Source organism: Planococcus koreensis (genome assembly GCF_004761975.1).
GTDB lineage: Bacteria > Bacillota > Bacilli > Bacillales_A > Planococcaceae > Planococcus > Planococcus koreensis.
The window spans coordinates 97,956-121,165 of record NZ_RQII01000025.1; the positions used below are offsets into that span (position 1 = coordinate 97,956).

Sequence of the window (23,210 nt, forward strand, 5' to 3'; positions counted from 1 at the left end):
ATATGAACAAGCCAGAAGAAAAGAATAACCCGATTCCGCAGGGGAAATATGTTCCGGCTACTCGCTTTGAAAACCTGATTTATACCGCCGGGATGACTCCGCGGAAGAATGGCGTACTGATTCAAAAAGGAAAAGTCAGCAGCGATCTGCCGGTTGCTGCATATAAAGAAGCAGTCAGGCAATCGGCTGCCAATGCATTAACTGCAGCTAGGGGTTTGCTTGCAGACCAAGAGGACTTTGAACAAATCGTTTCGCTCACCGTGTACCTGAATGCGGAAGATGGCTTTGAAGCGCATTCCACGCTGGCTGACTTTGCTTCTGAGTACTTATATGAACAATTAGGCGCCAAAGGAGTTGGGAGCCGGGCTGCGGTAGGTGTTGCTTCATTGCCCGGCAATGCACCGGTCGAAATTCAATTGATTGCCGCGGTAGCTGTTGGAAGTTAAAAATTCGCGTTCTTGAGAAAGAATTACATCAATAGAGTTTTGACTATACAAAGCAATTGAATGCGAAAGAAAGCCGCTCCCGAGAATGCAACATTCTCGGGAGCGGCTGTTTTATTTTTTGCAGAAAGCGAAACTTTCAAGAATGGTGCCGCTTCCTATGGAAAAAAGCTGTTTCTTCATTCACAAGACGCTAAGCAGATCCGGTTTTTGGCCTTTCATCAACTGGAGCTTCTCCAACGCATAGGCCACATTCAACACTTTCTCTTCCTCGAATGCCGGACCCATGATCTGCAGACCGATCGGCAAGCCGTCGCGGACGCCGCATGGAATGCTCAAAGCCGGAAGTCCCGTTAAGTTGCCGGGTCCCGTGAAGCGGATCACTTCATCCAGGAAACTCAGCGTTTGGCCGTTGATGTCTACCGTGTTGTCGCCAATGAGCGGCGGCAAGAACGGCAAGGTTGGACTGATGATGACATCGACGTGTTCAAAGGTTTGCGCAAACTCATTGCTCAGTTTCCGGCGGATTTGCTGGGCTTGCAAATAATCCACTGCCGTCACCAATTCACCAAACTCCAGCAGGAAGCGGGTATCTTCTCCGAACATTTCCGGGTGCTTGATCAAATTCTGGTGGTGGACGGTGCTGGCTTCCGATGTAATGGTGACGAGTTCGGCAAATTCCGCTTGCGCCAGCGATGGAATTTTAATTGGTTCGATTCGTGCGCCCAGTTTTTCCAATTCGCTGATCGCCTGCCGCACGGCTTCATCGACGCGTTTGTCGACGTTGCGGAAAAAGTAATCTTCATCGATGCCAATCACTTTGCCCTTCAAATCTTCGGACAGCCCTCCGCTGTAATATTGGGCCGGCTTATCGATAGATGTTGGGTCCCGCGGGTCGTAGCCGGACAAGGTTTCCAACAGCAGAGCGGCATCATGGACCGTCTTGGTCAGGGGCCCAATATGGTCGAGGCTCCACGCCAAAGGGAAACAGCCGTATTTCGAGATTCTGCCATGGGTCGGCTTCAAGCCGATAATGCCGCAGCTTGCAGCAGGAATCCGGATAGAGCCGCCTGTATCGGTTCCGAGAGACGCGATGGCCATGTCAGCAGCAACGGCTGCACCGGACCCGCCGCTTGACCCGCCGGGGATTTTATTGAGGTCCCACGGGTTGCGGCAAGCGCCGAAATGCGGATTGGTAGTCGTCGCGCCCCAGGCATACTCATGCATGTTCAGTTTCCCGGTGAAAACCACACCCGCATTTTTCAGCTTCGATACGACCGCAGCATCGTAATCGGGCACGAAATCACGGTGGATGCCGGAACCCATTGTAGCTGTTTCTCCCTTGAAATACATAATATCTTTCAACGCCATCGGAATGCCGTGAAGGGCGCCGCGGTAATTGCCGCTCGCAATTTCAAGCTCAGCCGCTTTTGCTGCCTGTCTCGCTCCTTCGGCTTGGATTTCGATATAGGAATTCACTTGGCTGTCGTACTTGTCGACATTTTTCAGCACCGCTGCTGTCAGCTCGACAGGGGAAATGTCTTTGTTTTGGAGCAGCGGAGCCAGCTCGCCAATCGATTGTTTCGCTAAGTCCTGCGTCATTTCCCATCACCTCCCGGCACATGGGTCAAACCGATGTCGTAATCGGCAAGCGATTCCTGATCCACGGTCGCGCGCATTTTTTCGAAAACCGCCCACTGATTCACCAGCATTTCCTCGTGATGCTCCGGTACGTCGATTCCCTTGTCTTGCAAGATCTGTACAATGTTCTGTGCCATTCCTTTTCCTCCCATTCAAAGTAGGTTGAAAGCTTATGTGAGAACAAAGATGATAGGTCTACTCTATCATAGAAGAAAGAATATTTTGACTAATAAAATATGAATTAATGATTAATGAGAAGTTTTTGCTTTAGCTAAAGAGATAAAGTTACGTAATTTTGAGTCTGCATTTATTATAAAAGAAGAAAATCCACTCCTTGGAAAATTTAAAGGAGTGGATTTCTTGTGCAGAAAGGCGGAAGCCAACACTTTTAATAAGGAGTGGTCAAATAAGGCTCACAGCTGGCAGCCGATCCGGAATCATAGCCAAGCAGAAAAGCGGCGGTCCGCTCTTTCGGCGTTCCGTGCGTCGGATTAGGGGCCGATGGGTCTTGGCCGATGTCCGCCAGCGTCCGTTTCACTTCTTGGATGTCCGTTGGGTCCAGAAGACCGCGGGCGTTTACCGAATTGGCCCATACGCCCGTCATGCAATCAGCGTTGAGTTCAATGCTGCGGGAAGTCGCTTTTGGGGCCTCGTCTGCGGTTACTGGCAGCCACCCGAGCTCGGTCTGCAGATTATGCGCGTATTCATGAGCCAGCACAAAGGCTATGGAGAAATCACCGGCCTTGAATTCACTCTGCGGCTCCATATTGGTTTTGTACGTCCCTTCCAATAACTGTGTGGCCATTAATTGCGTCATGACAATCTTGTCATCATAGCCGCAATAAAATGATTGCGCCGGATTGATCGGTGTTTCAATAATGCATTCGGTCTGGACCGGTTCTCCTGAAGCTGGGAATGAGTAAGTGACAGCCGGTTTTGCATAGCCATCCTTAACCATGATGGGAGACCAAAATGCTTCCACATCAGCCAAGACATAGATCAGGTAATCATGCATCGTATAATCCGCTGGCAGATTTTTCTTGAACGCTGGGCTGGCTACAGCCGATTCTTTTGCCGATAAGCCGAGAGTTTGGGGAACCACGGCTTGCTGATTTTCAGCTGCTTGTGGCGAAGCTTGAAGTGGGTTCCACCCGTTAAGAAACAGGATGATGACCAAGGCAAACATGATTTGGGCTGTTTTTCTCCACATACTGATCATCTCCTAATTTTTTATTTGGAAAATTCAATGGCGCGGTATCATTTGTATTGCGAATATTTTGATAATTTATTATTATTCTATCATATATTTGATAACCAAAGGGATTTTTTTAAAAAAAGGTCCATAAGTAAGTATTGATGATTCTCTAACTTTAAATCTCATGTCTCAGCAGAATACCTCCATCTTGAAACGCAGAACGTGTTTCTCACACAATAGCTTTTTTATAAAATGCTTATTTTCCTGCCAGATGGATGCACCTTGAAAGCGCAATTCTCATTAACTACGCGTTGATGGGGAGTGTGCTTTTGTTATGAGTGAGCAGCGTCATTCGCTCTGTTTCATTGGCGATTCAAAATTCATTTTCGAGGGGGAAGTAGAACAGAAACGATTAAAATTATTGATAGAATTGTTTAAAAATTCATTGACATTGATTTTTATTACAAATACACTTAAAACAGTTTCAGAACAAAAGTAAAGTATAAAGTAGATATTTCTTACTTTATGAACTGAAAAAACACGAAAAACATATTGTTTTGTAAGGCGAAAGGAGTTTGGTGTTTTTAATATCTACTAAAAAAAACAAGAAAGTCTATTGGACAGGGCTTATTCATTTAGCTTCAACATCCAAGTTTCGAATTTATATGAGAAAGAGGAGGCATACAAAATGAAGAAAAAGCTGCATATCCCATTTATCCTATCTTTGATTCTCGTCTTGCTGCTTGCGGCTTGTTCAGGAAATGATGGAGCAGACAACGCCGACAGCGGCAGTGAAGCGCCGGAAGGAGACAAGCAGGGCGGAACGCTCGTCTACGGCCGTGGAGCTGATTCGGTCGGCTTGGACCCAATCAATGTGACCGACGGGGAATCGATCCGAGTGACGCATAATGTCTTTGAGACTTTGCTGGAATACGATCAAAACCTGGAATTGCAGCCGAAGCTCGCAACGGAATACAGTTCGAGTGAAGATGGGCTGACGTGGACATTCAAATTGCGCGAAGGCGTGAAGTTCCATGACGGAACCGATTTCAACGCGGAAGCGGTCGTCTTCAACTTCGACCGCTGGATGGATCCCAAAAACCCATACCACCAAGGGGATTTTGCTTATTATCCATTCCTTTACGGCGGGTTTAAAGGAGACGAAAATCACTTGATCGAGCACGTGAAAGCGACAGGCGAACATGACCTGGAAATCAAGCTGAAACGCAAAACAGCACCGTTCTTAAGCTATTTAGCGATTTCGATGTTCGGCATCGCAAGCCCGGCAGCCATCGAACAATACGGCGAGAAGCTGAACGAAAATCCGGTGGGGACAGGGCCGTTCATGTTTGAGGAATGGAGCCGCAACAACACCATTACACTGGCGAAAAACCCGGAGTATTGGATGGAAGGCAAACCGTATTTGGACAAAGTCATTTTCCAGGTCATTCCGGAAAATGCGGCACGATTGAATGCGTTGCAGACTGGCGAAATTGATGTGCTCGACGGCATGAATGCAACGGATACGACGATTGTCGAAGACACCGCAGGGCTTGAATTGCTCAAGCGGCCAAGCTTCAATATCGGCTATATGGCATTGAACACGGAAAAAGAGCCGTTCAACAATCCATTGGTGCGCCAAGCGATTAATATGGCCATCGACAAGGACAAAATCGTCGATGCGTTTTATAACGGCCTTGCCGACACCGCAACAAGCCCGCTGCCGCCATCACTTTGGGGCTATGATGATTCCTTGCAGAAGTACGACTACAATGTAGAAGAAGCGAAAAAGCTATTGAAAGAAGCAGGATTTGAAAATGGCTTCAAGACGAAGCTGCATACAATGAGCAACCCGCGCCCGTATTTGCCGGAACCAATGAAAATTGCGGAAGCGATCCAATCGGATTTAGCGAAAGTCGGAATCGAGGCGGAAATCGTGTCGATGGAATGGGCGACTTATCTGGACGATACGAAAGCCGGCGCGCATGAGATGGCGATGTACGGCTGGACCGGCGTTATGGCCGATCCGGATAATTTCCTATATCCGAACCTCAGCAAAACGAATGCTGCCGTTCCTGCACAAAATATCGCGTTCTACAAAAGTGATGAGTTCACCGCTTTGATCACCGAAGCGCGTGAAACCCTTGACCAAGACAAGCGCATTGAGCTGTACAAACAAGCGCAGCAGCTGTTCCAAAAAGACGCGCCGTGGGTGATGCTCGCTTACACAACGCCGCCGCTCGCGCAGATGGATTACGTGGAAGGCTACGTGCCGCATCCGATGAGCAACGATTTACTGACAGACGTCTACTTATCAAACTAATTCCTTGGAGTGATTTTGTGTATCAATTATTAAAAGAGTTATGTGAACTCGTGGGGCCGAGCGGATTCGAACAAGATGTCCAGCGCTTTATCCTGAATAAAGTGAAAGATGGAGCGGATAGCGTGGAAGTGGATGCATTAGGCAATCTGATTGTCAAAATCAATGCCACCGATGCTAAAATGCCTTCGGTTTTATTGGCAGCGCATGCAGATGAAATCGGGCTTATCGTCAAAAAGATCGAGCCGAACGGCACGCTCCGTTTTGAAAAACTTGGCGGTTTCGATGACCGTATTCTGCTGGCCCAGTCGGTGACGATCAAAGGGAGCGAAGGTTACGTAGAAGGCGTGATTGGGACGCTGTCCATGCATTATGTAAAATGGGATGATCCAAAGCGAATCGAGTCCCACCGGGAATTGTATATTGATATCGGTGCGAGCTCTGCCGAGGAAGTCCTCGAAATGGGCGTAAAAGTCGGCCAGCCCATCAGTTATGGCAGCGGCTTGAAACTGGTGGGGGACAAAAAGCGCAACCGCGTCGTCGGAAAAGCGCTCGATGACCGCGCTGGCTGTGCGGTATTGATCCAGCTTCTTAAGGACTTAAAGGATAATCCGGACCGCAAGCACGGCGACGTCTTTTGCGTCTTCACCGTGCAGGAAGAAGTCGGGCTGCGTGGAGCGTCGGTGCTGTCTCCCACCATCCTGCCCGACTTCGCACTTGCGATTGACACCACGCCGACGAGCGACACATACGACGTCTTGATGACCGGAACACGCGTCCTCGGCGGCGGCCCGTGCATCAAAATCGCCGACAAATCGCTGATTGCCCATCCGCTGGTTACGGGATTGCTGGAAAAAGTCGCCGAGCAACAAAACATTCCGCATCAGATGGAAGTCTTCATGGGAATCGGCACAGATGCCGGCGCCATCCATATGACATCTACCGGAGTATCTTCCGGCGTCATATCCATTCCGTCCCGCTACACCCATTCACCTATCGAAATCATCGATTTGGGCGATTTGGAAAACACCGTCAATCTGGCTTCTGCGTTTATTTATCAGTCGGGTGAGCTGGTTGGGAAGAATTTTTTGGATACGTAAATTTGAGTTTTATGGAAAGGGCAGGCGTGAGTCTACCCAACAACTTTATATTGAAAAAATCCACTTCTAAGGATAATTCTTAGAAGTGGATTTTTTAATGGATGCAAAAAGTGAAATATAGAAAAGCATGTATCAATGCGATCACTTTTAAGGATCAAGTCAATTCGATAAGCCATAAAACTTCAGCATACTGAAAACAGCTTGCTTGTGCGTTCAATCTCTCTGGTCACTATAACACTCTTTATTGACAGAATTTTCTGAAATGATAATATGGGGTAAAGCCATGACAAAATGGTTCGGGAGATTGAGGAGCAATGGAAATCAAACAAATTGGGAAAAAAATCAAAAAAATGCTCGTCAAACGGGTGGAGTTGACGAAACACGAATTTGATGGAGAGGAACTGGCCTTTTATTTTAAGCTATCCAATTTCTTCGTCTTGAAGAAAAGGATCGAGGCTGAGCTTCTGGTCGGGGCGGAAGTCCATAAGCTGCCGGCCGAACTGGCACAGTCTAATCAGCTCGTAGTGAGCATCCCTCGAGATTTGCTGAAGCTTGTGGATACGACAAGCACGGTCAAAATCAAGATTAATAGCGAAGCATCCTGGATTACCAAGCACCCTGATTATCAGGAAGGGGATTTCCAGGAAAGCGTTTTAGTTGGTTCTAAGTATTTAACGGCGCAAGTCAGAAAGAATATTACCATCATCAACCGGTTTGTGGATTTTTTCTTTATGGAAAAGAGCTTGGGTGCTGCCGTTTCATCTGCTCACTACGACACGCTGACGCTGGAGTTTGATCAGCCAGTTCCTGTAATGGACGAGGAAATTGAAGTATATGCTTTTAATAACCGTCAATTCCGTGTGCTTTCTGGAACCGTGGACAGCACGAGGCAAACCGTTGTCATCCAGAACTTCCTGGAGATGAGTGCCGGGTTATGGCGGTTATTCATCAGCATTGATAAGAAACTCTATCCGTTAAGCGCGTCTTTTGGTGCCCAGCAAAGCTTTGAAACGTATCACCACACAGTGGCGGTGCTCAGTCTCCATTCGAATTTCTGCTTAGAGCTGGAACCGCATGAACTCGAACTGAAATCGATGTCGATTTCGGAAAATGAGGATTCCAGTTTCCGTTTGTCATTCACAGCAGAAAAAGTGAAGCCGGGAGTTTCTTACACATTATTAGTGGACGAGCCGAAGAGCGGCATTGCCAAATACTACGATTTGGAAAAGCGTGCAAGTTCTTTCACCGCTTTTGTGCCTGTCGATGATCTGCTGGAAAATCTCTTTGTGAAACGGTTCTTCATCGTCGAGCAAAGCGAGAATCCAAAAGTTTATCGCTTCCGGTTCGACAAAGAGCTGTTGGGTTATTCAGATACGCTTTATAAGGTCGTTTTCAATTCCCAATTTATCAAAATGAAATTTTATCGCCGGAAAGATTTGTCGCTTGGGCTTTCAGCAACATCCTCGAAACTAAAAAAGTTGATCCGCTCAATCGAAGATTTTCAAATTGGCGGCAGAATCGCATCAATCGAGGATTTTATTGAGTCGACGGCCTATTTGATGATTGAAGACCGCTTTTCGCAGGAATCCGTGAAAGTGGAGATTTCGGGTGAATTTACGGTGGATCTAAGCGACTTGGATCTGCTCGGCATCAAGAGCAAGGACAAGACCGTGTTGGACGTATTCGTTGTCATTGAAAATGTGGAAGGCCAGGTCATCCGGAAAGAAAAAATTCGGTACGTCCATGCGCATTACAAAAAGGATCATTTCTACAGCCATCAGAAAGTATACGATGCTGAAAACAATGAACATCATTTCATGATTACGACAACGCCTTATAATAATGTGAAAATCGAGACGTTTGCGATCAAGAGCCATATTCAATTGCCGAGCGATGTGGATGCCAAAGACGATCATGTCTGGCTTATCGGGGAAAGGACCAATACCGCGCAAGACAATGGCATCGTCCTTTTCCACTGGCTGCAAAAAAATACGGAAATTGAAGCTTATTACGTTATCGAGGCAGACAGCCCGGAGTATGAGCCGATCAAAGACAATCCCAACGTGCTGGCTTTTGGATCGGACCGGCATTTTGACATCGCCTTTAAAGCGAAAGTGCTGTTGTGTACACATGATTTTGAAAATATTCTCCCTTATAAACCCGCAAGAGGATTTTTCGGCTACGAGCATACGGTAAAGATTTTCCTGCAGCACGGGGTGCTGGGGCGCAAGAATGTGGAATACCATAAAAAGTATTACGATATGCCGTTTGATTTGTTCATCGTCAGCAGCGAACCGGAAAAACAGGTCATTGTCATGGAGGAGATGGGCTATGACGATGCAGAAGTCGCCGTCACCGGCTTAGCCCGGTTCGATAATTTAGTCCAGCGCAATAAACCGAAAGATATCCTATTGATGCCGACATGGCGCGATTGGATCCATACCGATGAGCAGTTCCTGAAAAGCGAATATTTCCTTGCTTACGCTCACCTGATCCAGAACCCGAAACTGCTCGGCCTGCTCGAAGAGTACAACGTCAACGTGAACTTCTATCCGCATTACCGGGCACAGAATTATTTCGAGAATGAAGTCGGAGGGTTCCACGAAAGAATTCGGTTCATCTCTCTTGGCTCAAAGACGGTCCAGCAATTATTGATTGACCATGCCTTATTGATCACAGATTACAGCAGCGTCAGCTTCGATTTTACGCTGCTCAGAAAGCCGGTCGTCTATTACCATTTCGATGTCGACCGCTTTTTCCGCAAAGAAATACTGCGGCCCATCGAAGAAACCTTCATTGGCGGAATCGGAACGCATGAAGAAGAACTGATCACCATTATCGAAGACCGGATGAAAAATGATTTTGCAAATTTCGATTACGACATCTCTGGGATCATCAAGTATACGGACCAGCACAATTGCCTCCGGATTTTCAATGAAGTTCAAAAACTGGTGGATTCATCTGCCGAGCTTCCAATGGCGGATTTAGCAATGTTCCAAGCAAAAGAAAAAATGCTGGACCATTCGAGCTTGAAATGAATACAGAAAATCCACTCCCGGCAATAATTCAAAGGAGTGGATTTTTTTGTGCTGAATCGCTCGCTAGGGAAAGATCAAATATCGCACGAATTCGGCGACACGAACCGGTGGACTTGTCCATCACTTTCCCCTGTCAAGACGTTAATGACCACGTATGACCCTTTCGCAAGGTTGGTGAATGTGATGGAATGGATCTTTTCGTTGGTTTCAGTATCCCTCCATCCCTCATGCTTTCCATCCTTCATCCCGTCATGCGTTACTTCGGCGTAAGCGGATGGTTGCTCAAACTCTTTCCATTTGTGGAACCGGACGCCGTCCCAGCGGTATAGAACGGGTTTCCATGTGACGACGCCAACATCTGAATCAGCCATCGACGCCCCGTGTTTTGGCGGATAAGCTTTCACGATGTCCTGATCCAAATTGCCACTGTATTCACATGCAATCGCGCGCATAGAATAGCCGGTAGGATCTTCCCCGGTGTCATGCGCCAAAACAGGCGCCACTGAAAAAGCGCCTATGACGGTAAACGAAAGAAGCAGGAGAAAGAAGCTTCTGCTGATGCGCTTCATGGTTGTCACCTTCCTGGACATATTGTTTCCTCGATAAGGCAAACAGCCAGAATGGTTGTAAGGGGATCATGGATGTTCCGATTAAAGCAGTCCACCTTCCTCGGGCATGGTCGATAATGGACGGACGGGCAGAATTCATCGGATGCAGGGACAGTTGCCTCGTTTGCCGCCAGAGGATTGTGTTTAGTTTTTTTGATAATAAATTAGACAAATCCGAGTTGTAACGCTATGTATGTGACTTTCCACATGCTATTATACGCTTTTCTTATTAAAATATTAATTTATTATTATTTATATTTATTCATATAAAACCCGCTCATCAGATATGAATCCAAAGGAGCGGGTTATAGGTTTTATTCAACCTGCTGATCGTCAGTGAGGGGTGGTCAGATAAGGGTCACAGCTGGGTGCAAATCCGGAATTATAGCCCAGCAGAAACGCATCGGTCCGTTCTTTTGGTGTTCCGTGTGTCTTGTTAAGTTTCGATGAGTCTTCACCAATATCCGCCAGGGTGCGCATGACTTCCTGGATGTCGGTAGTTTCCAAAAGACCGCGGGCGTATACTGAATTCGCCCATACGCCGGTCAAGCAATCAGCATTGAGTTCAATGCTTCTTGAAGTCGCGATAGGTGAAGCGTTGTCGCTGACTGGCAGCCATCCCAATTCGTTCTGTAAATTATGGGCATATTCGTGCGCTACGACAAACGCAACAGAGAAATCGCCTGCTTCGTATTCAATGGGTGGATCATAATTGAATTTAACTGTCCCGTTCCAAAGCTGAAGAGCCATTTCCAGTGTAATGACAATCTGATCGTCTTTGCCGCAATAAAATGCTTGAAGAGGATCATTCGGTGCTGACATTGTGCAATCGGTAACAATCGGTTCACCAGAACCAGGGAACGAATAAGTAACGGCAGGTGCTGGATAGCCGTCTCCTGTCATTAACGGAGACCAATAGGCATGGACGTCATTCAAGACATAGACCAAGTAATCGTACATGGTGTAATCCACTGGCAGTTCCGTCTTGAAGGCTGGGCTGAATGTTGCGGGTACTCCTTGTGCAAAGTCTTGCATATTTTCCGTGCTTGTACTTAATGGAGTTGGAGGAATACTCCAACCGGTGAGTAGTAGTAAAAGTGTTGCGGATATAAATAGCTTAGCTAATTTTCTAGTCATTATGGGCATCTCCTATATTTATAAACAGCTTTTAAGATTCGTTTAGGTATTCAGCAAATACGCCTCGCAATCCGACGCCAACCCGCTGTCATCACCTGTGGAGAGCTAGGGCTGTTGGGAAAGAAACAGGATAAATACTCTTTTTTTAGCGCTTCATGGGTCGTCACCTTCTTAGGTATATTTTTACCTCGAAGGGCAGGTGGAAAGATGGGTTTATGAAATAAACAGATGTTCCGATCTATGCAAGCCTCCTTCCTCGGGCATAACCAGCAATAATGGGCAGACGGGCAGAATTCCAGCGCTTGAAGGGACAAATATCCGGTTTGCCGCTAAATGATTTTAGAAGTGTAAAGATATAGAATGGTGAGTTCTTTATCGGAAAGAACGCAACTGTCCGAATTGGAGCTATGTATATGACTTTACGCATGCTTATTATACGCTTTTGAAGCGAAAATATCAATAAATTATTTAAAAATTCAGATAATTATCTTCAAGTAGTTAATTTTTAATTTCCGTTTATGGCTTTAAAAAGATTACAGAGTGAAGAAGCAGCTTTTTGATTTTCGCTCTGAAGGGGAGTAAATGAAAATATCGGAGATAAAGCTGATGAAGTTTCCGATAGTATTGAAGGACCTACTAGTGCTTATCTTTTTCTGCGGACGTAATTAAAAGAAATTGAAGGCTAATAGTCTAAGTATTAATAAGCTGAATTTTAAAACCTAGTTGACAAGTTGGTTTTAAGTGGTGTCTACTGTTAATAAGCTTTTCCGTTTTGCCAAGTTGCTGAATGGAAGCTGGGATGGGAGGAATAATAAATGGATAAAGAATTGCATCCTGTCATTCGAGGAGCCGAGTCGTTTTTATTGGATGGCAATAGCATCGGGGTTTTGATATGCCACGGCTTTTTAGGCACTCCGCAGAGCATGAGTGATTTTGGGCAGGCAATTGCTGCCCATGGCTATACGGTTTCTTGTCCGAGGCTTCCGGGGCATGGCACATATTTCAAAGATCTTGAACGATTTTCCTCAAGGGATTGGTTTGCACGAATTGAAAAAGCATATATGGAGTTAAAAGAAAGCTGTTCCAACATTTTTGTCGTAGGACAATCGATGGGCGGCACCTTGACGTTGGATTTGGCGAGCCGCTATGGTGATATCGCTGGCATACTGCTGCTGAATCCGGCAATCGATATTCCGGCCTTTGAAACTTACCGCGAACAGCCTGCAAGCGGCTATGTTGATGAAGACAAGCCGGATATCAAGAAAGCGGATGCTGTGGAAATTACGTATAGTGAAGCGCCGGTAAAGGCATACCATGAATTATTGCGTTATATGGATTCGGTAAAACCGAAGCTAGCCGATATCCATTGCCCGGTGATTGCCTTTCGATCGCTGGAAGATCATGTTGTCCCGCCTGGCAATACCGATTATATTTTAAGCAAGATCCAATCAGAAACCAAGCGAAAATTCGAACTGCAGGATTCGTACCATATTGCTTCGATGGACAATGACTTGGAATTCATCATTGAAAAATCGATTGGGTTTATGAGGGATACTGTTCCTGTGCGGGAGATGGTTCAGGTTACGCACGATAAATAGACAAGAAAAGAGCCGCTGCCAGGAATCGTTGAGATTCCTGGCAGCGGCTCTTTTGCGTTAAAACGTCATTTAATTACTTACCCAAGAACCCTTCTTCAAAAATCTTCAGCAAATGATCAAGCGTAATCGGGTCGCTGTAAGTGGATTCCAACGTGTTGATCTCGATAACTTGGTCGTTTTTGACAGCGGGAATGTTTTTCCAGACATCCGTTTCCATGAAGGAATTGTCGGCTTCGGGATTTTTGCTCAAGACGACGTAGTCTCCGGAAAATTCAGGGAGGACTTCCGTTGAGAATGTGTAGACGCCGGCTTTAAGCGCGAGCTCTTTTACTTTTTCAGGCATGTTCAAGCCCATTGCCTGATAGAGGATTTCCGTGCCGCGGGCGTAATTGTCGCCAAAGACGTAGAATTCTTTGTTGCCGCTTTCGATGACGGAAACTGTAGCATCGTCGCCGATTTTCGTGCGGATCGCGTCGCCTGCAGCGGCAGCGCGTTCTTTGAAGTCAGCTACCCATTCAGTCGCTTCAGTTTCTTTGTTGAGAAGTTTGCCGATTTCGACTTGCTGCGACAGGTAATCCAGTTTGCCCCAAGTGAAAGCGACGGTCGAAGCGATTTCGTTCAGCTTGTCCAAGTTCTTCGTTTGGGAACCGGCGATGATCAAATCGGGATCGAGCTCGATGATTTTCTCGAGATTGTCTTCCGACACGACTTCAACGCCTTCCAGCTGTTCCTGGAACAAGGGGTTGGCATTGGTCCATTCGTCGATTCCGACGATGTTCGCGTCCAAAGCCAATGCATTTGGGCCATTGGTTAAAGCAATGACGCGCTGCGGATCTTTCGGCACTTCGACAGGTCCGTTTTCTGACTCGTATAAGAATGTTTCCGAATCTTTTTGGGCTGTGCTGCTTTCGGCTGCGGGCTTTTCGGTGCCGCAAGCGCCAAGAATCAGCACGGCCACTAATAGAAATGCTATGTATAGATTTTTCAAGATGATGTTCTCCTTTTCTCGGTAGGCTTTTATGGATGGAGCGGTAATAAGGGGGTGGCAGTAATCAATAATGATAATCATTTTCAATTATTGTCATACTTAGCGTACGTCTATTGAGAATGATTGTCAATGGGGAAGTGAATTAAGGAAGAAGTTCTCGTGGAATGATGCATGTCTGATCGACGTATTCCTTCTTAAAGGTAAGCCAAGTGAAGAATATTTGGTGTACAAAGTCCATTTTTTTGCACGTCACATGAAATTTTCTTTTTCCAAACAATTATTTCAAAGTCTTTTTTCGCAAAAGTGAGAAGGGCTTGAAAGAAGAAAATGTATGGATTTCACCTCTTCTTCTCTTCAATAAAACAAAAGTGGTAGGGGATAAAAGTATATAAGAAAAACATTATAAATTTCTGAATTAAAAGAATATTATATAACACTTTACATATTTTAGTCCATAATATAGGTTTATGGTATTGGAAAACGAAAAAATGATAGTAATTTTTAGTGTAGAACAGGTGAAAAAGCTTAGATTTTAGAGAATTCACTCCATTTTCTTTTTTGAATAGTCTGAATTTTTATGAGCTTGAGCTTGTTTTTAAAAACCTATCATTGTAAAAATGACAGGTAACGGGTTGGCATGCCAGCAAATTTGTTGGAGAGAGTGGAAGGAGTGGTAAAGGTGGTAGAAACAAGTTCACAAACAATAACAGTTGAGAAGGCAATCAAATTCATGGGCACAGAAGTGGAAATGGATACAGAATTTTGGCAGCTCAAAAAGAAACGCAGAATCAAATCCCGAAAAAGTCCTGGTATGTGTGTCAACTGGTCACTGGATTTAACTGTCTCTTTTAAACTGCTCGATGATGGACAAAAGACTGTTAATGAAGCGGAAGTCTTTCTTCTTCCTGAAGAACTGCCGATTTTCACACGGACGCTGATCGAGCATCCTGTTTTGCTTCCCATCAGTTATGCGCAGCAGCTTTCAATGGAGCGCGGAATGCATTGCATCCGCTTAACATCACAGGAACCTTTCGAAGATTTTGCTGGACGCCTTTCCGAAGCGCTTTACGCACTCGGATAAAAGAAAGGAGCGGGAAAGCACACAATCATGGGTGTTTAGAGGAGAGAAGCAAATATGGAACAGATGGAGCATTTGCCTCAACAATCAGTTGGCTATTTTTTCTCAGATCCAAAGATGTGCATGTTGAAAATGGAGCGGCTTTCATCACGTTCTTCGCCCGCCTGACAAAAGAAACCTCCTTTGGGAAAGAGGGAGTGGAACTAACCCGGATTCACCCTGTATGGGTGAACATAGACGAGGTGTTGATGGACCACGCATCTGAAAAGGCGAAAGCCATGCCCAATTGCATGCAGCGATACGAACTTACACCCAATGTCTTCTACAGCTTATGCCGTTTATCGAAAACTTGTCCTGGAGAGCTTTTCTACATCACACCCTATCACCTGAAGTCCACACACAGGAAATACATTCAGTAGCAAGTGGAATCCATAATTTAATAATATTTTGTTAATAAAATCAGAATCTGAACTAATTGCGCCTTTATTCCGCACGGAAACAGAAAAGAATGTCTGTATGAAAAAAGTGTTGTAAGAAACAATTCTGAGGAGGATGAATCGAATGACTGCTATTATTAAAGAAGAAACAAGAATGGATCACCTAACTAAAACGTATTTGCAAATGTATGAGGAATTTATCGTCGGCTATAAGCAATACAAGAAGGAAAAATCCACGCCTTATTCGAAATCAGTGAAAGCTGAACGTTTAGCCGACTGACCTTGTGCTGTAGACTGAAATTCAATATGAAGAAATAGCCGCTGCCAGGAATCCTCGTGATTCCTGGCAGCGGTTTTTGCAGTTGCATCGGGTGATGGGAGAGTCAATGAGGACAAGGTGAAACTGTTCTACCTCGACTTTTTATTCAAACTTTTATGCCGGCGGACTGCTTATCGTCCTATAATAGAGAAAGAACGAATCGAAACTATTTGATACACCAAGGGGGCTTAACGTGAATATTATCCTGATAGGTGACAGTGGGCATGCCAAAGTGATTGCTGATAATGTGTTTTCTGCCGGGAACCGTGTGGTGGCGAGGCTGGATGATAAGCACACCGAAATTTTCAAGGCGAATGGCTGCTGGTTCGGCCCTGTTTCCGAAGTCTCCAAGCTAATGGAAAAAGAGCAGGCGAAAGTCATTATAGCAATTGGCGCAAACTCGGTCAGAAGAAAAATCGTCGAACGTTTGGCGTTAAATGCGGATCAATATGCGACCGCTATACACCGCAATGCCGTAATAAGCCCGAGTGCCGCGATTGGCTATGGCACCGTCGTAATGCCCGGAGCGGTCGTCAATGCAGAGGCAACGGTTGGAAATCACGCGATTTTGAACTCGCGTTCCGTGGTGGAGCATGATTGCATTGTCGGGGATTATATCCATATCGCTTCAGGCGCAGCGGCAGCGGGCTTAGCGAAGCTCGGCGAAGGTGCGCTGGTAGAGACAGGCGCAAGTATTTCTCCTATGAAAGAAATCGGCCAGTGGAGTGTTGTCCGCGCAGGTTCTGCGGTAATGGGTGACGTCGAAGCGTTTTCGACGGTGATGGGGGTTCCGGCATTGGAGATTAAAGCCGGGATGGAGAAATAAGAATCCCGATGTCCGAACAGATTTAGTCTATTGGCAAATCAGAATATAGAAACATAGCCATTGCAGGAATCCTTAAGATTCTCGGCAGTGGTTTTTTTGCATGGGGATTGGAAAAGCGTATCCATCAAAATAATTGCCATCCCAAAACCATTTCAACCCCAACCCTAGCATTTCCACACACCTTTCCGTAGAATTGACGGATAAGGAAAGAGCGGCGACGCCTTTCGATCATAGTTATGGATGTGAATGCACTTGATTCTTACTGAAATATTAAATGTAGTATTGCCGGTCTTTTTGTTGCTCGCTGTCGGTTTTATCGTCGGCAAAACGATGGCGATCAATTCGAAGTCGGTGTCGGATCTGTCGATTTACGTCTTCAGTCCCGCTTTGTTCTTTTACTCGGTATCGACTTCCGAGATGGACATGAATGATTTTGGCCGGATTGTGGTTTTTTCGTTTACGTTGTTCCTAGTGTTTGCTGGCTTTATATGGCTGGCGGGCAAGCTTCTGAAATGGGATCAAATGTATCAAAATACGCTGATGCTGGCGAGCGGATTTCCGAACGCAGGGAATTACGGGCTGCCGATCATCTTGTTTGCGTTCGGCGACGCCGGCGTGGCGATTGGCATCATCTACCTGGTCATGCAATCTTTTTTAATGAACTCGGCAGGCGTGTTCTATGCATCGAATCACCGACACGCGCCGAAAAAAGATATCTTTCTGACGGTCGTGCGGATGCCTGGCTTTATCGCGATCCTGCTTGCGTTGCTGTTGAAAATCACCGGCATCCCAGTACCGTCTGCGATTGAAAGTGCGACGGGGCTGCTTGGGCAGGCATCAATTCCGGTGATGCTGACGCTGCTCGGCATTACGCTCGCATCGATTCAGCTGAAAAATGTTTTCGCGTTCATCGGCACGGCGGTGCTGTTCAAACTGGTCGCGTTTCCGGCGCTGGCATTTTTGCTGCTGCAGCTATTGTATCCGGGCGATGCGCTGGAAGCGAAGGTTCTGCTAGTGGCGGCTGCGACACCAACGGCCGCAACGACAACCTTGCTCGCCATCAAATTCAATATGAATCCGGATCTTGTGTCGAGCGCGATGTTCGTCAGCACAGTCGCGAGCATCGTGACGATACCGATTTTGCTGCTGGTGCTGTAGCTTCAGGAAGCCAAAAAAAAGCCCATTCCACTTGCGGAATGGGCTTTCTTTCTATATGACTAGCGGACATTCATTTCGTTCGGGTGTGCACCTTTACGGCGGTTTTTGTTCAACGCATGGATTTTGTCCATGTCGTCCGCTGACAATTCGAAATCAAAGAGGTCGAAGTTTTCTGCGATGCGCGACGGCGTGACGGATTTCGGAATCGCGATCGTGCCGTTCTGTAAATGCCAGCGCAATACGACTTGTGCCGGTGTTTTGCTGTGGGCTTCGGCAATCGCAATCACCGTCGGGTCCTGCAGCACTTCGCCGCCTTGGTCAAGCGGGCTCCACGCTTCTACAAAAATATCGTGCTGTGCGCAGAATTCCTTGAGTTCAGTCTGCGCCAAGTACGGATGGCATTCGACTTGGTTCAAGACTGGCGGCACGTCGCATTCTTCAAGCAAACGCTCAAGATGTTCGATTTCGAAATTGCAGACGCCAATCGCTTTGACTTTGCCGTCTTTATAAAGCTTTTCAAGCGCTTTATACGTATCGACGTATTGGCCGAAATCCGGAGTCGGCCAGTGGATCAAGTACAAGTCGACATAGTCGAGCCCTAAACGCTCCAGGCTGTCTTCGAACGCACGCAATGTGCTGTCGTAGCCTTGGTCGCTGTTCCAAACTTTGGTTGTGATGAACAATTCTTCGCGCGGCACGGAAGATTCCTTCAATGCCTGCCCGACGCCTGCTTCGTTCTTGTAAATCATCGCGGTATCGATTGAACGGTAACCGACTTTAATAGCTTCTGTAACTGCATCCGCTGCTTCGTTGTCCGGCACTTGCCAAACCCCGTAGCCAAGCTGCGGCATTTTTAATCCATTATTCAACGTTACAAATTCCATTCAGCATATCCCCTTTTCCAAATAAGTTTACCTAATGCATTAGATACCCTTCGATACTGCACATTAACCCTTCGATTTACGAATTAAATAAAAAGGCATTCTTTTTCCCATTTAACGCCAATTTAACCTACATTCCTTATTATGAAGATAACGGACAAGCAGGTCACGTGAAATGATTTCAGAAGCGGCAAACTCTTTTATTCATCGATGAAAAGGGGTTATGGCAATGGACGATCTACAATTTGCCCAACGTTACGGGCAGCTGGTCGAATCAATAGGCGGCGGCGAATGCACCGTTTACGAATTCCATAATGAAGTGGGCACGGTGCGCAGCATTTTCCTCAAACGGGAGATTCCGATTGCCATTGATGGCCAAACTTATTTTGAAGCAGTGACGCCTTGCGCTTATGGCGGCCCTGTTATTTTAGCATGCAAAGAAGGGCGCCGCTGGGAACTCGCCGCGGCGTTTGAGCGCGCGTTCCGCAAGTATTGCTGGGAACAAAACATCATCAGCGAACGGGTGCAGTTCAATCCACTGCTTGGCAACGCGGCTGATTTTGCAGGCTGCTACGAAACGGAATTCATCGGCGAAACCACGGCGGTCGACCTCCGCGCCAAAAACCCGGTGTGCGGCGAATTTTCGGAACGCGGCAAAAAGACGCTGTTTAAAGCGCTTGAATCCGGCGTCGATTACCGCGTGACCGCTAACCCTAATCAAGCAGATGCGAGCCGTTTCGCTGCCTTGTACGCTTCGATTGCAGTTCACCAGAACATGCAGCAGGGCAAAGTGGAAAGGCACCAGCTTGCCAAATACATTGAAAAACTAGGGCCGGATCTGGTCATTGCAGAAGCCATTTACCGGGAACGCACCATCGCTGTTTCAGTGAGCAGGCTAAGCGGCAGCGTGCTGGAGCCGGAATTGAGCGCGATGCTGCCGGGATTCGCCCATTTAGCGCCGGAACATGTATTGCATTTTGGGCTGGCGTGCTGGGGAAAACAGAACGGTGCATTGTTTGTTCTCCTAGGCGGCGGTGAACAATCTCCCTTCAAAGACCTATTCATCCGCAACACCCGATTCGAGGTGTGGGAGGGGCGGAAAATCTGGAACGAAGAAGCCTATGCAAAGCTATGCGCGGCAGTGGAACGGCGGGCTGCCATTGTAGAACTGGCAGCAATGCCTCATGGATTTCCTTCATCATGAGTTGGAAAGCGAATGTCTAAATGGAAATGAGCCAAAATTATAAAAAATTAATTACAAATACTCAGGTTTTTCGCCGGACATGGTATGATTTGAGTAGAGGCTTTTAACGCTGCGGGGTATGCCACAGCCATTGCCGTCTGTACGGATTTAACTTGAAACGGAGGGTTTATTATTTACACATTAGGTTTTGTCATCAGCCATAAAAACAACGAAAAGCGCCGGGCGATTTTGCCGAAAGATATGTCGGGCATCAAGTTCCCGGAACGCCTGTATTTTGAACAAGGCTACGGAGAAGCGCTTGGCATTTCAGACGAAGAATACGCTGCACACGGCGTCCATATCGTGTCGCGCGAACGCGCTTTGGAATGCGAAGCGATCGTCGATGTGAAGCTCGGCGATGCCGATTACTTCGACCAGATTACTGAAGGCAAATTATTGATCGGCTGGGCGCACGCTGTTCAGGACATCCGTTTCACTGATGCAGTGCTTGCAGGCAATCACACGGTTATCGCGTGGGAAGAAATGTTCGAAGGCGGACGCTATATCTTCTACCGCAACCGCGAAGTTGCGGGCGAAGCAGCTGTTCTTCAAGCGTATCAATACGCAGGCAGAATGCCTTATGAAACGAGAGTAGCGATTCTCGGAAACGGCCACACATCGAAAGGTGCCATGCGCATCCTTCATGGCCTTGGCGCGGAAGTCGACGTTTTCGGCCGCAGACACGAATCGTTATTCCGCGAAAAAATGACGGAATACGACGTTCTTGTAAACTGCGTGATGTGGGACACGAATCGCACAGATCGCATCATCTACAAAGAAGATTTGAAACGCCTGAAAAAAGGCGCGATGATCATCGATGTCAGCTGCGATCCGGAACTGGAAATCGAAACGTCACGCCCATCGACAATCGATAACCCGGTCTATACGGTCGACGGCATCATCCATTATACTGTCGACAACACACCGGCGATGTTCCCGCACACCATCACAAAAGTGTTGAGCGAAGGCTTTTGGAGCATGCTCGATGATTTGACGGAAGGCAATTTGTCCGACATGGTCAAAGAAGCCGTCGTCATCGAAAACGGCCGCATCATCGACCACCACATCACCGAGTTCCGCGAAGCGCGCGGCTTGTTGGTGAAATAAAGGAAAGCAGGCTCCCGCACCGGAAATCGGTGCGGGAGTTTTTTTGTGGTTTCTATGCCAGGATCGTCCATTTTTGCTTCCTCCACAAGGCGCATATAGCACTTGCTATTTAATGACTATATTCATAGAATAAAGGTAGAAGTTGTAAATATTTGGAGGTGCTCGATGTGAAGTTGAACGTGGAACAGCGTAGGATTGTCGAGCTTGAGCCAACTGGGCCGATGCTGATAAAGGGTGTGGCAGGGTCTGGCAAGACGACGGTAGCAATCCGCCGCATTAATTTTTTGAAAGACCATTATAGCCATGAAGAAGATGACCGGATTTTGCTGGTCACTTACAATAAAACCTTGCTCCAATACATTAAGCATCAATATGCGAGGATGGCAGATGCTGACCAAATAACAGCTGAGCGTCTTTTTTCTTCGGATACAGAAGTGGAAATACTGACGATTGATAGCCTTATGTTCAAAGAGTTCGGCCGCTATCAAAGACGGATTGGCAAAAAGCTGGAGCTTGCGACAATCGAGCAGATGCACAAAGCCATGATTCTGGCGATTCATCATGTAAAAAAGTCTTATCCCGACGTGAAGCTCCTTTCACCAAAATACAGTAAATTTCTGCTGGATGAAGTGGAATGGATTTTGGCATGTTCGATGACAGACGCAGAAACGTATCAGTCTGCTGACCGCATCGGCCGGGCATCTGGCGACGGCGGAACTCCACAGAAGCTGATGAAGAATTCCTCTTTGCGGGCAGCTATTTTCGATGTCTGCCTTTATTTCCGAGAACAATTGGAGAAAGAGGGTTTGACGACGTATAAACAGATGAACTTATATGCACTGGAAGAAATTCGGCGCAGCCGCAAACAGGCGTATACACATATTATTATCGATGAAAGCCAGGATTTGACGCGTGTTCAGCTCCAGTTTTTAAAAGAATTGTATAACGAGAAGGCGCATTCCTCGCTAATGTTCGTAGCGGATAATACACAAAGCATTTATCCACTTTCATGGCTAGGAAAAGGCCGTCCTTATACATCCATCGGCTATGACATGAGCGGAAAATCCCGGACGTTGAGCAAAAATTACCGGACGACAACTGAAATTTCAACAGCGGCGTTCCATTTGATCGAAGCGGATGAAAGCATTCGGGCCAATGTCGATTTCGTCAAACCGGCGTTGATTGACCGTCACGGGCATCCGCCAATTTACCGGTTCTTCCTGACTCCCCAGCAGCAATTGCAGTTTCTGATTGATGAAATCAAGATGCTGCAAAACGATTACGCATTATCGGAAATTTGTGTAGTGGCGCGTGAAAACCGCCACATCGAAAGTATGGCTGAAGGGCTTGTGCATGCAGGCATCCCGAGCGGCATCTTGCAGCGCAACGAACCGGATTTCGAATCCGACAAAGTGAAGCTAGTGACGATGCATTCGATCAAGGGACTGGAGTTTAAAGTCATATTCCTAATTGACTTGAACAGTGGTTTGATTCCACAGGACCGTTATGCGGATGCGGATGACCAGCGGACGCTCGATTCCGATGAACGGAGGCTGCTGTATGTCGGTATGACGCGGGCGAACGAGTTATTGTACATGTCATCGGTCAAAAAACCTTCAAAATTCATCAAGGAAATCGACCGCAGACATATGCGGATGAAGAAAGACGCGTCGCTGAGGCCATTCGAGTCGATTCCTATGACCGACTACCGCTTGACGGACCAATTGGTCGACTTGCACTCAAAAGAGGAAGTCATCCGGCAATGGCTGGTGCGGGAGCTGCAGGAAACGTATGGCTATCCGCTTGAACTCTTGGAACTGGAGTTTCAGGTACAGCAGTTTTCGAAAAAAGGCTATTGCGATATTGCGGTGATGGTTTATGCAGGTGGAGACGCAAGGCCTTATATCATTGCCGAAGTAAAGCGCTTCGGCAGCGGCATTGAAGAGGCTGTGGAGCAGCTGAAAACCTATCTGGAAGCTGACAGCCGCGCGTTCTATGGCATCGCAACGGACGGGCTGGAAGTGAAGATCATTGACCGCAACGGGGAAGAAGTGCAGGACCTGCCGAAATGCCGGGCACAATTCCTGCCGGAA

The 23,210-nt window shown here is 46.8% G+C and carries 19 protein-coding genes; 12 read left to right on the top strand and 7 right to left on the bottom strand.

Going from position 1 to position 23,210, the window contains the following annotated elements:
- Positions 1 to 2 precede the first annotated feature (2 nt).
- Positions 3 to 446 carry a RidA family protein gene (locus EGV91_RS06110; RefSeq protein ID WP_135501704.1) on the top strand — a complete coding sequence of 148 codons (444 nt, stop codon included), beginning with the start codon at positions 3 to 5 and terminating at the stop codon, positions 444 to 446.
- A gap of 180 nt (positions 447 to 626) precedes the next feature.
- On the opposite strand, the gene EGV91_RS06115 is transcribed toward EGV91_RS06110, so the two are convergent.
- The 3 genes from EGV91_RS06115 to EGV91_RS06125 all read right to left on the bottom strand — a co-directional run bounded on the left by EGV91_RS06115 (position 627) and on the right by EGV91_RS06125 (position 3,294).
- Complete coding sequence (locus EGV91_RS06115; RefSeq protein ID WP_135501706.1) at positions 627 to 2,045, bottom strand: amidase; 1,419 nt, start codon at positions 2,043 to 2,045, stop codon at positions 627 to 629.
- Positions 2,042 to 2,221, bottom strand: a complete 180-nt coding sequence (locus EGV91_RS06120; protein WP_135501708.1) for a hypothetical protein — start codon at positions 2,219 to 2,221, stop codon at positions 2,042 to 2,044. Before EGV91_RS06120 ends, EGV91_RS06115 begins: the two co-directional genes overlap by 4 nt.
- 251 nt (positions 2,222 to 2,472) lie before the next feature.
- The gene (locus EGV91_RS06125) at positions 2,473 to 3,294 is read right to left on the bottom strand and encodes a neutral zinc metallopeptidase (RefSeq protein WP_158290578.1); all 822 of its coding nucleotides are present in this window, start codon (positions 3,292 to 3,294) and stop codon (positions 2,473 to 2,475) included.
- A gap of 673 nt (positions 3,295 to 3,967) precedes the next feature.
- Here EGV91_RS06125 and EGV91_RS06130 point away from each other — a divergent pair.
- From EGV91_RS06130 to EGV91_RS06140, 3 genes are all read left to right on the top strand, one after another.
- Positions 3,968 to 5,602 (top strand): ABC transporter substrate-binding protein, encoded by a 1,635-nt coding sequence (locus EGV91_RS06130; RefSeq protein WP_135501712.1) that lies wholly within the window; start codon positions 3,968 to 3,970, stop codon positions 5,600 to 5,602.
- 17 nt (positions 5,603 to 5,619) lie between these two features.
- Positions 5,620 to 6,699, top strand: coding sequence for a M42 family metallopeptidase (locus EGV91_RS06135; protein ID WP_135501714.1), 1,080 nt, complete (start codon positions 5,620 to 5,622; stop codon positions 6,697 to 6,699).
- A 314-nt stretch (positions 6,700 to 7,013) separates the two neighbouring features.
- Positions 7,014 to 9,737: a CDP-glycerol glycerophosphotransferase family protein gene (locus tag EGV91_RS06140; protein WP_135501716.1), complete on the top strand. Its 2,724-nt coding sequence runs from the start codon at positions 7,014 to 7,016 to the stop codon at positions 9,735 to 9,737.
- A 74-nt stretch (positions 9,738 to 9,811) separates the two neighbouring features.
- On the opposite strand, the gene EGV91_RS06145 is transcribed toward EGV91_RS06140, so the two are convergent.
- Both EGV91_RS06145 and EGV91_RS06150 read right to left on the bottom strand, forming a co-directional pair.
- Positions 9,812 to 10,306, bottom strand: a complete 495-nt coding sequence (locus EGV91_RS06145; RefSeq protein ID WP_135501718.1) for a hypothetical protein — start codon at positions 10,304 to 10,306, stop codon at positions 9,812 to 9,814.
- A gap of 372 nt (positions 10,307 to 10,678) precedes the next feature.
- Positions 10,679 to 11,380 (bottom strand): neutral zinc metallopeptidase, encoded by a 702-nt coding sequence (locus EGV91_RS06150; RefSeq protein WP_158290579.1) that lies wholly within the window; start codon positions 11,378 to 11,380, stop codon positions 10,679 to 10,681.
- Between the two features lie 917 nt (positions 11,381 to 12,297).
- Here EGV91_RS06150 and EGV91_RS06155 point away from each other — a divergent pair.
- The gene (locus EGV91_RS06155) at positions 12,298 to 13,080 is read left to right on the top strand and encodes an alpha/beta hydrolase (protein ID WP_135501722.1); all 783 of its coding nucleotides are present in this window, start codon (positions 12,298 to 12,300) and stop codon (positions 13,078 to 13,080) included.
- A gap of 73 nt (positions 13,081 to 13,153) precedes the next feature.
- Here the strand turns inward: EGV91_RS06155 and EGV91_RS06160 are convergent, their stop codons facing one another.
- Entirely contained in the window at positions 13,154 to 14,068 is a 915-nt protein-coding gene (locus tag EGV91_RS06160) for an iron-hydroxamate ABC transporter substrate-binding protein (protein ID WP_241666119.1), read from the bottom strand.
- A 679-nt stretch (positions 14,069 to 14,747) separates the two neighbouring features.
- Here EGV91_RS06160 and EGV91_RS06165 point away from each other — a divergent pair.
- The 4 genes from EGV91_RS06165 (at position 14,748) to EGV91_RS06180 (ending at position 17,886) form a co-directional block, all read left to right on the top strand.
- Positions 14,748 to 15,149, top strand: coding sequence for a hypothetical protein (locus EGV91_RS06165; RefSeq protein WP_135501724.1), 402 nt, complete (start codon positions 14,748 to 14,750; stop codon positions 15,147 to 15,149).
- A 558-nt stretch (positions 15,150 to 15,707) separates the two neighbouring features.
- On the top strand, positions 15,708 to 15,863 hold the full coding sequence (locus tag EGV91_RS17200) for a hypothetical protein (RefSeq protein WP_175580272.1): 156 nt from the start codon (positions 15,708 to 15,710) through the stop codon (positions 15,861 to 15,863).
- 232 nt (positions 15,864 to 16,095) lie between these two features.
- Positions 16,096 to 16,728, top strand: coding sequence for a NeuD/PglB/VioB family sugar acetyltransferase (locus EGV91_RS06175; RefSeq protein ID WP_135501726.1), 633 nt, complete (start codon positions 16,096 to 16,098; stop codon positions 16,726 to 16,728).
- 252 nt (positions 16,729 to 16,980) lie between these two features.
- Positions 16,981 to 17,886 carry an AEC family transporter gene (locus EGV91_RS06180; RefSeq protein WP_158290580.1) on the top strand — a complete coding sequence of 302 codons (906 nt, stop codon included), beginning with the start codon at positions 16,981 to 16,983 and terminating at the stop codon, positions 17,884 to 17,886.
- 59 nt (positions 17,887 to 17,945) lie between these two features.
- On the opposite strand, the gene EGV91_RS06185 is transcribed toward EGV91_RS06180, so the two are convergent.
- The gene (locus tag EGV91_RS06185; RefSeq protein WP_135501730.1) at positions 17,946 to 18,770 is read right to left on the bottom strand and encodes an aldo/keto reductase; all 825 of its coding nucleotides are present in this window, start codon (positions 18,768 to 18,770) and stop codon (positions 17,946 to 17,948) included.
- A gap of 226 nt (positions 18,771 to 18,996) precedes the next feature.
- Between EGV91_RS06185 and EGV91_RS06190 the strand changes: the two genes are divergently transcribed.
- The 3 genes from EGV91_RS06190 to EGV91_RS06200 form a co-directional block, all read left to right on the top strand.
- Complete coding sequence (locus EGV91_RS06190) at positions 18,997 to 19,971, top strand: GNAT family N-acetyltransferase (protein WP_158290581.1); 975 nt, start codon at positions 18,997 to 18,999, stop codon at positions 19,969 to 19,971.
- A 192-nt stretch (positions 19,972 to 20,163) separates the two neighbouring features.
- A complete protein-coding gene (locus EGV91_RS06195; protein WP_277751538.1) occupies positions 20,164 to 21,117 on the top strand; it encodes a N(5)-(carboxyethyl)ornithine synthase in 954 nt (317 codons plus the stop codon).
- A 167-nt stretch (positions 21,118 to 21,284) separates the two neighbouring features.
- Positions 21,285 to 23,210 (top strand): 3'-5' exonuclease (locus EGV91_RS06200; protein ID WP_135501736.1); only part of this gene is annotated, 1,926 nt, incomplete at its 3' end.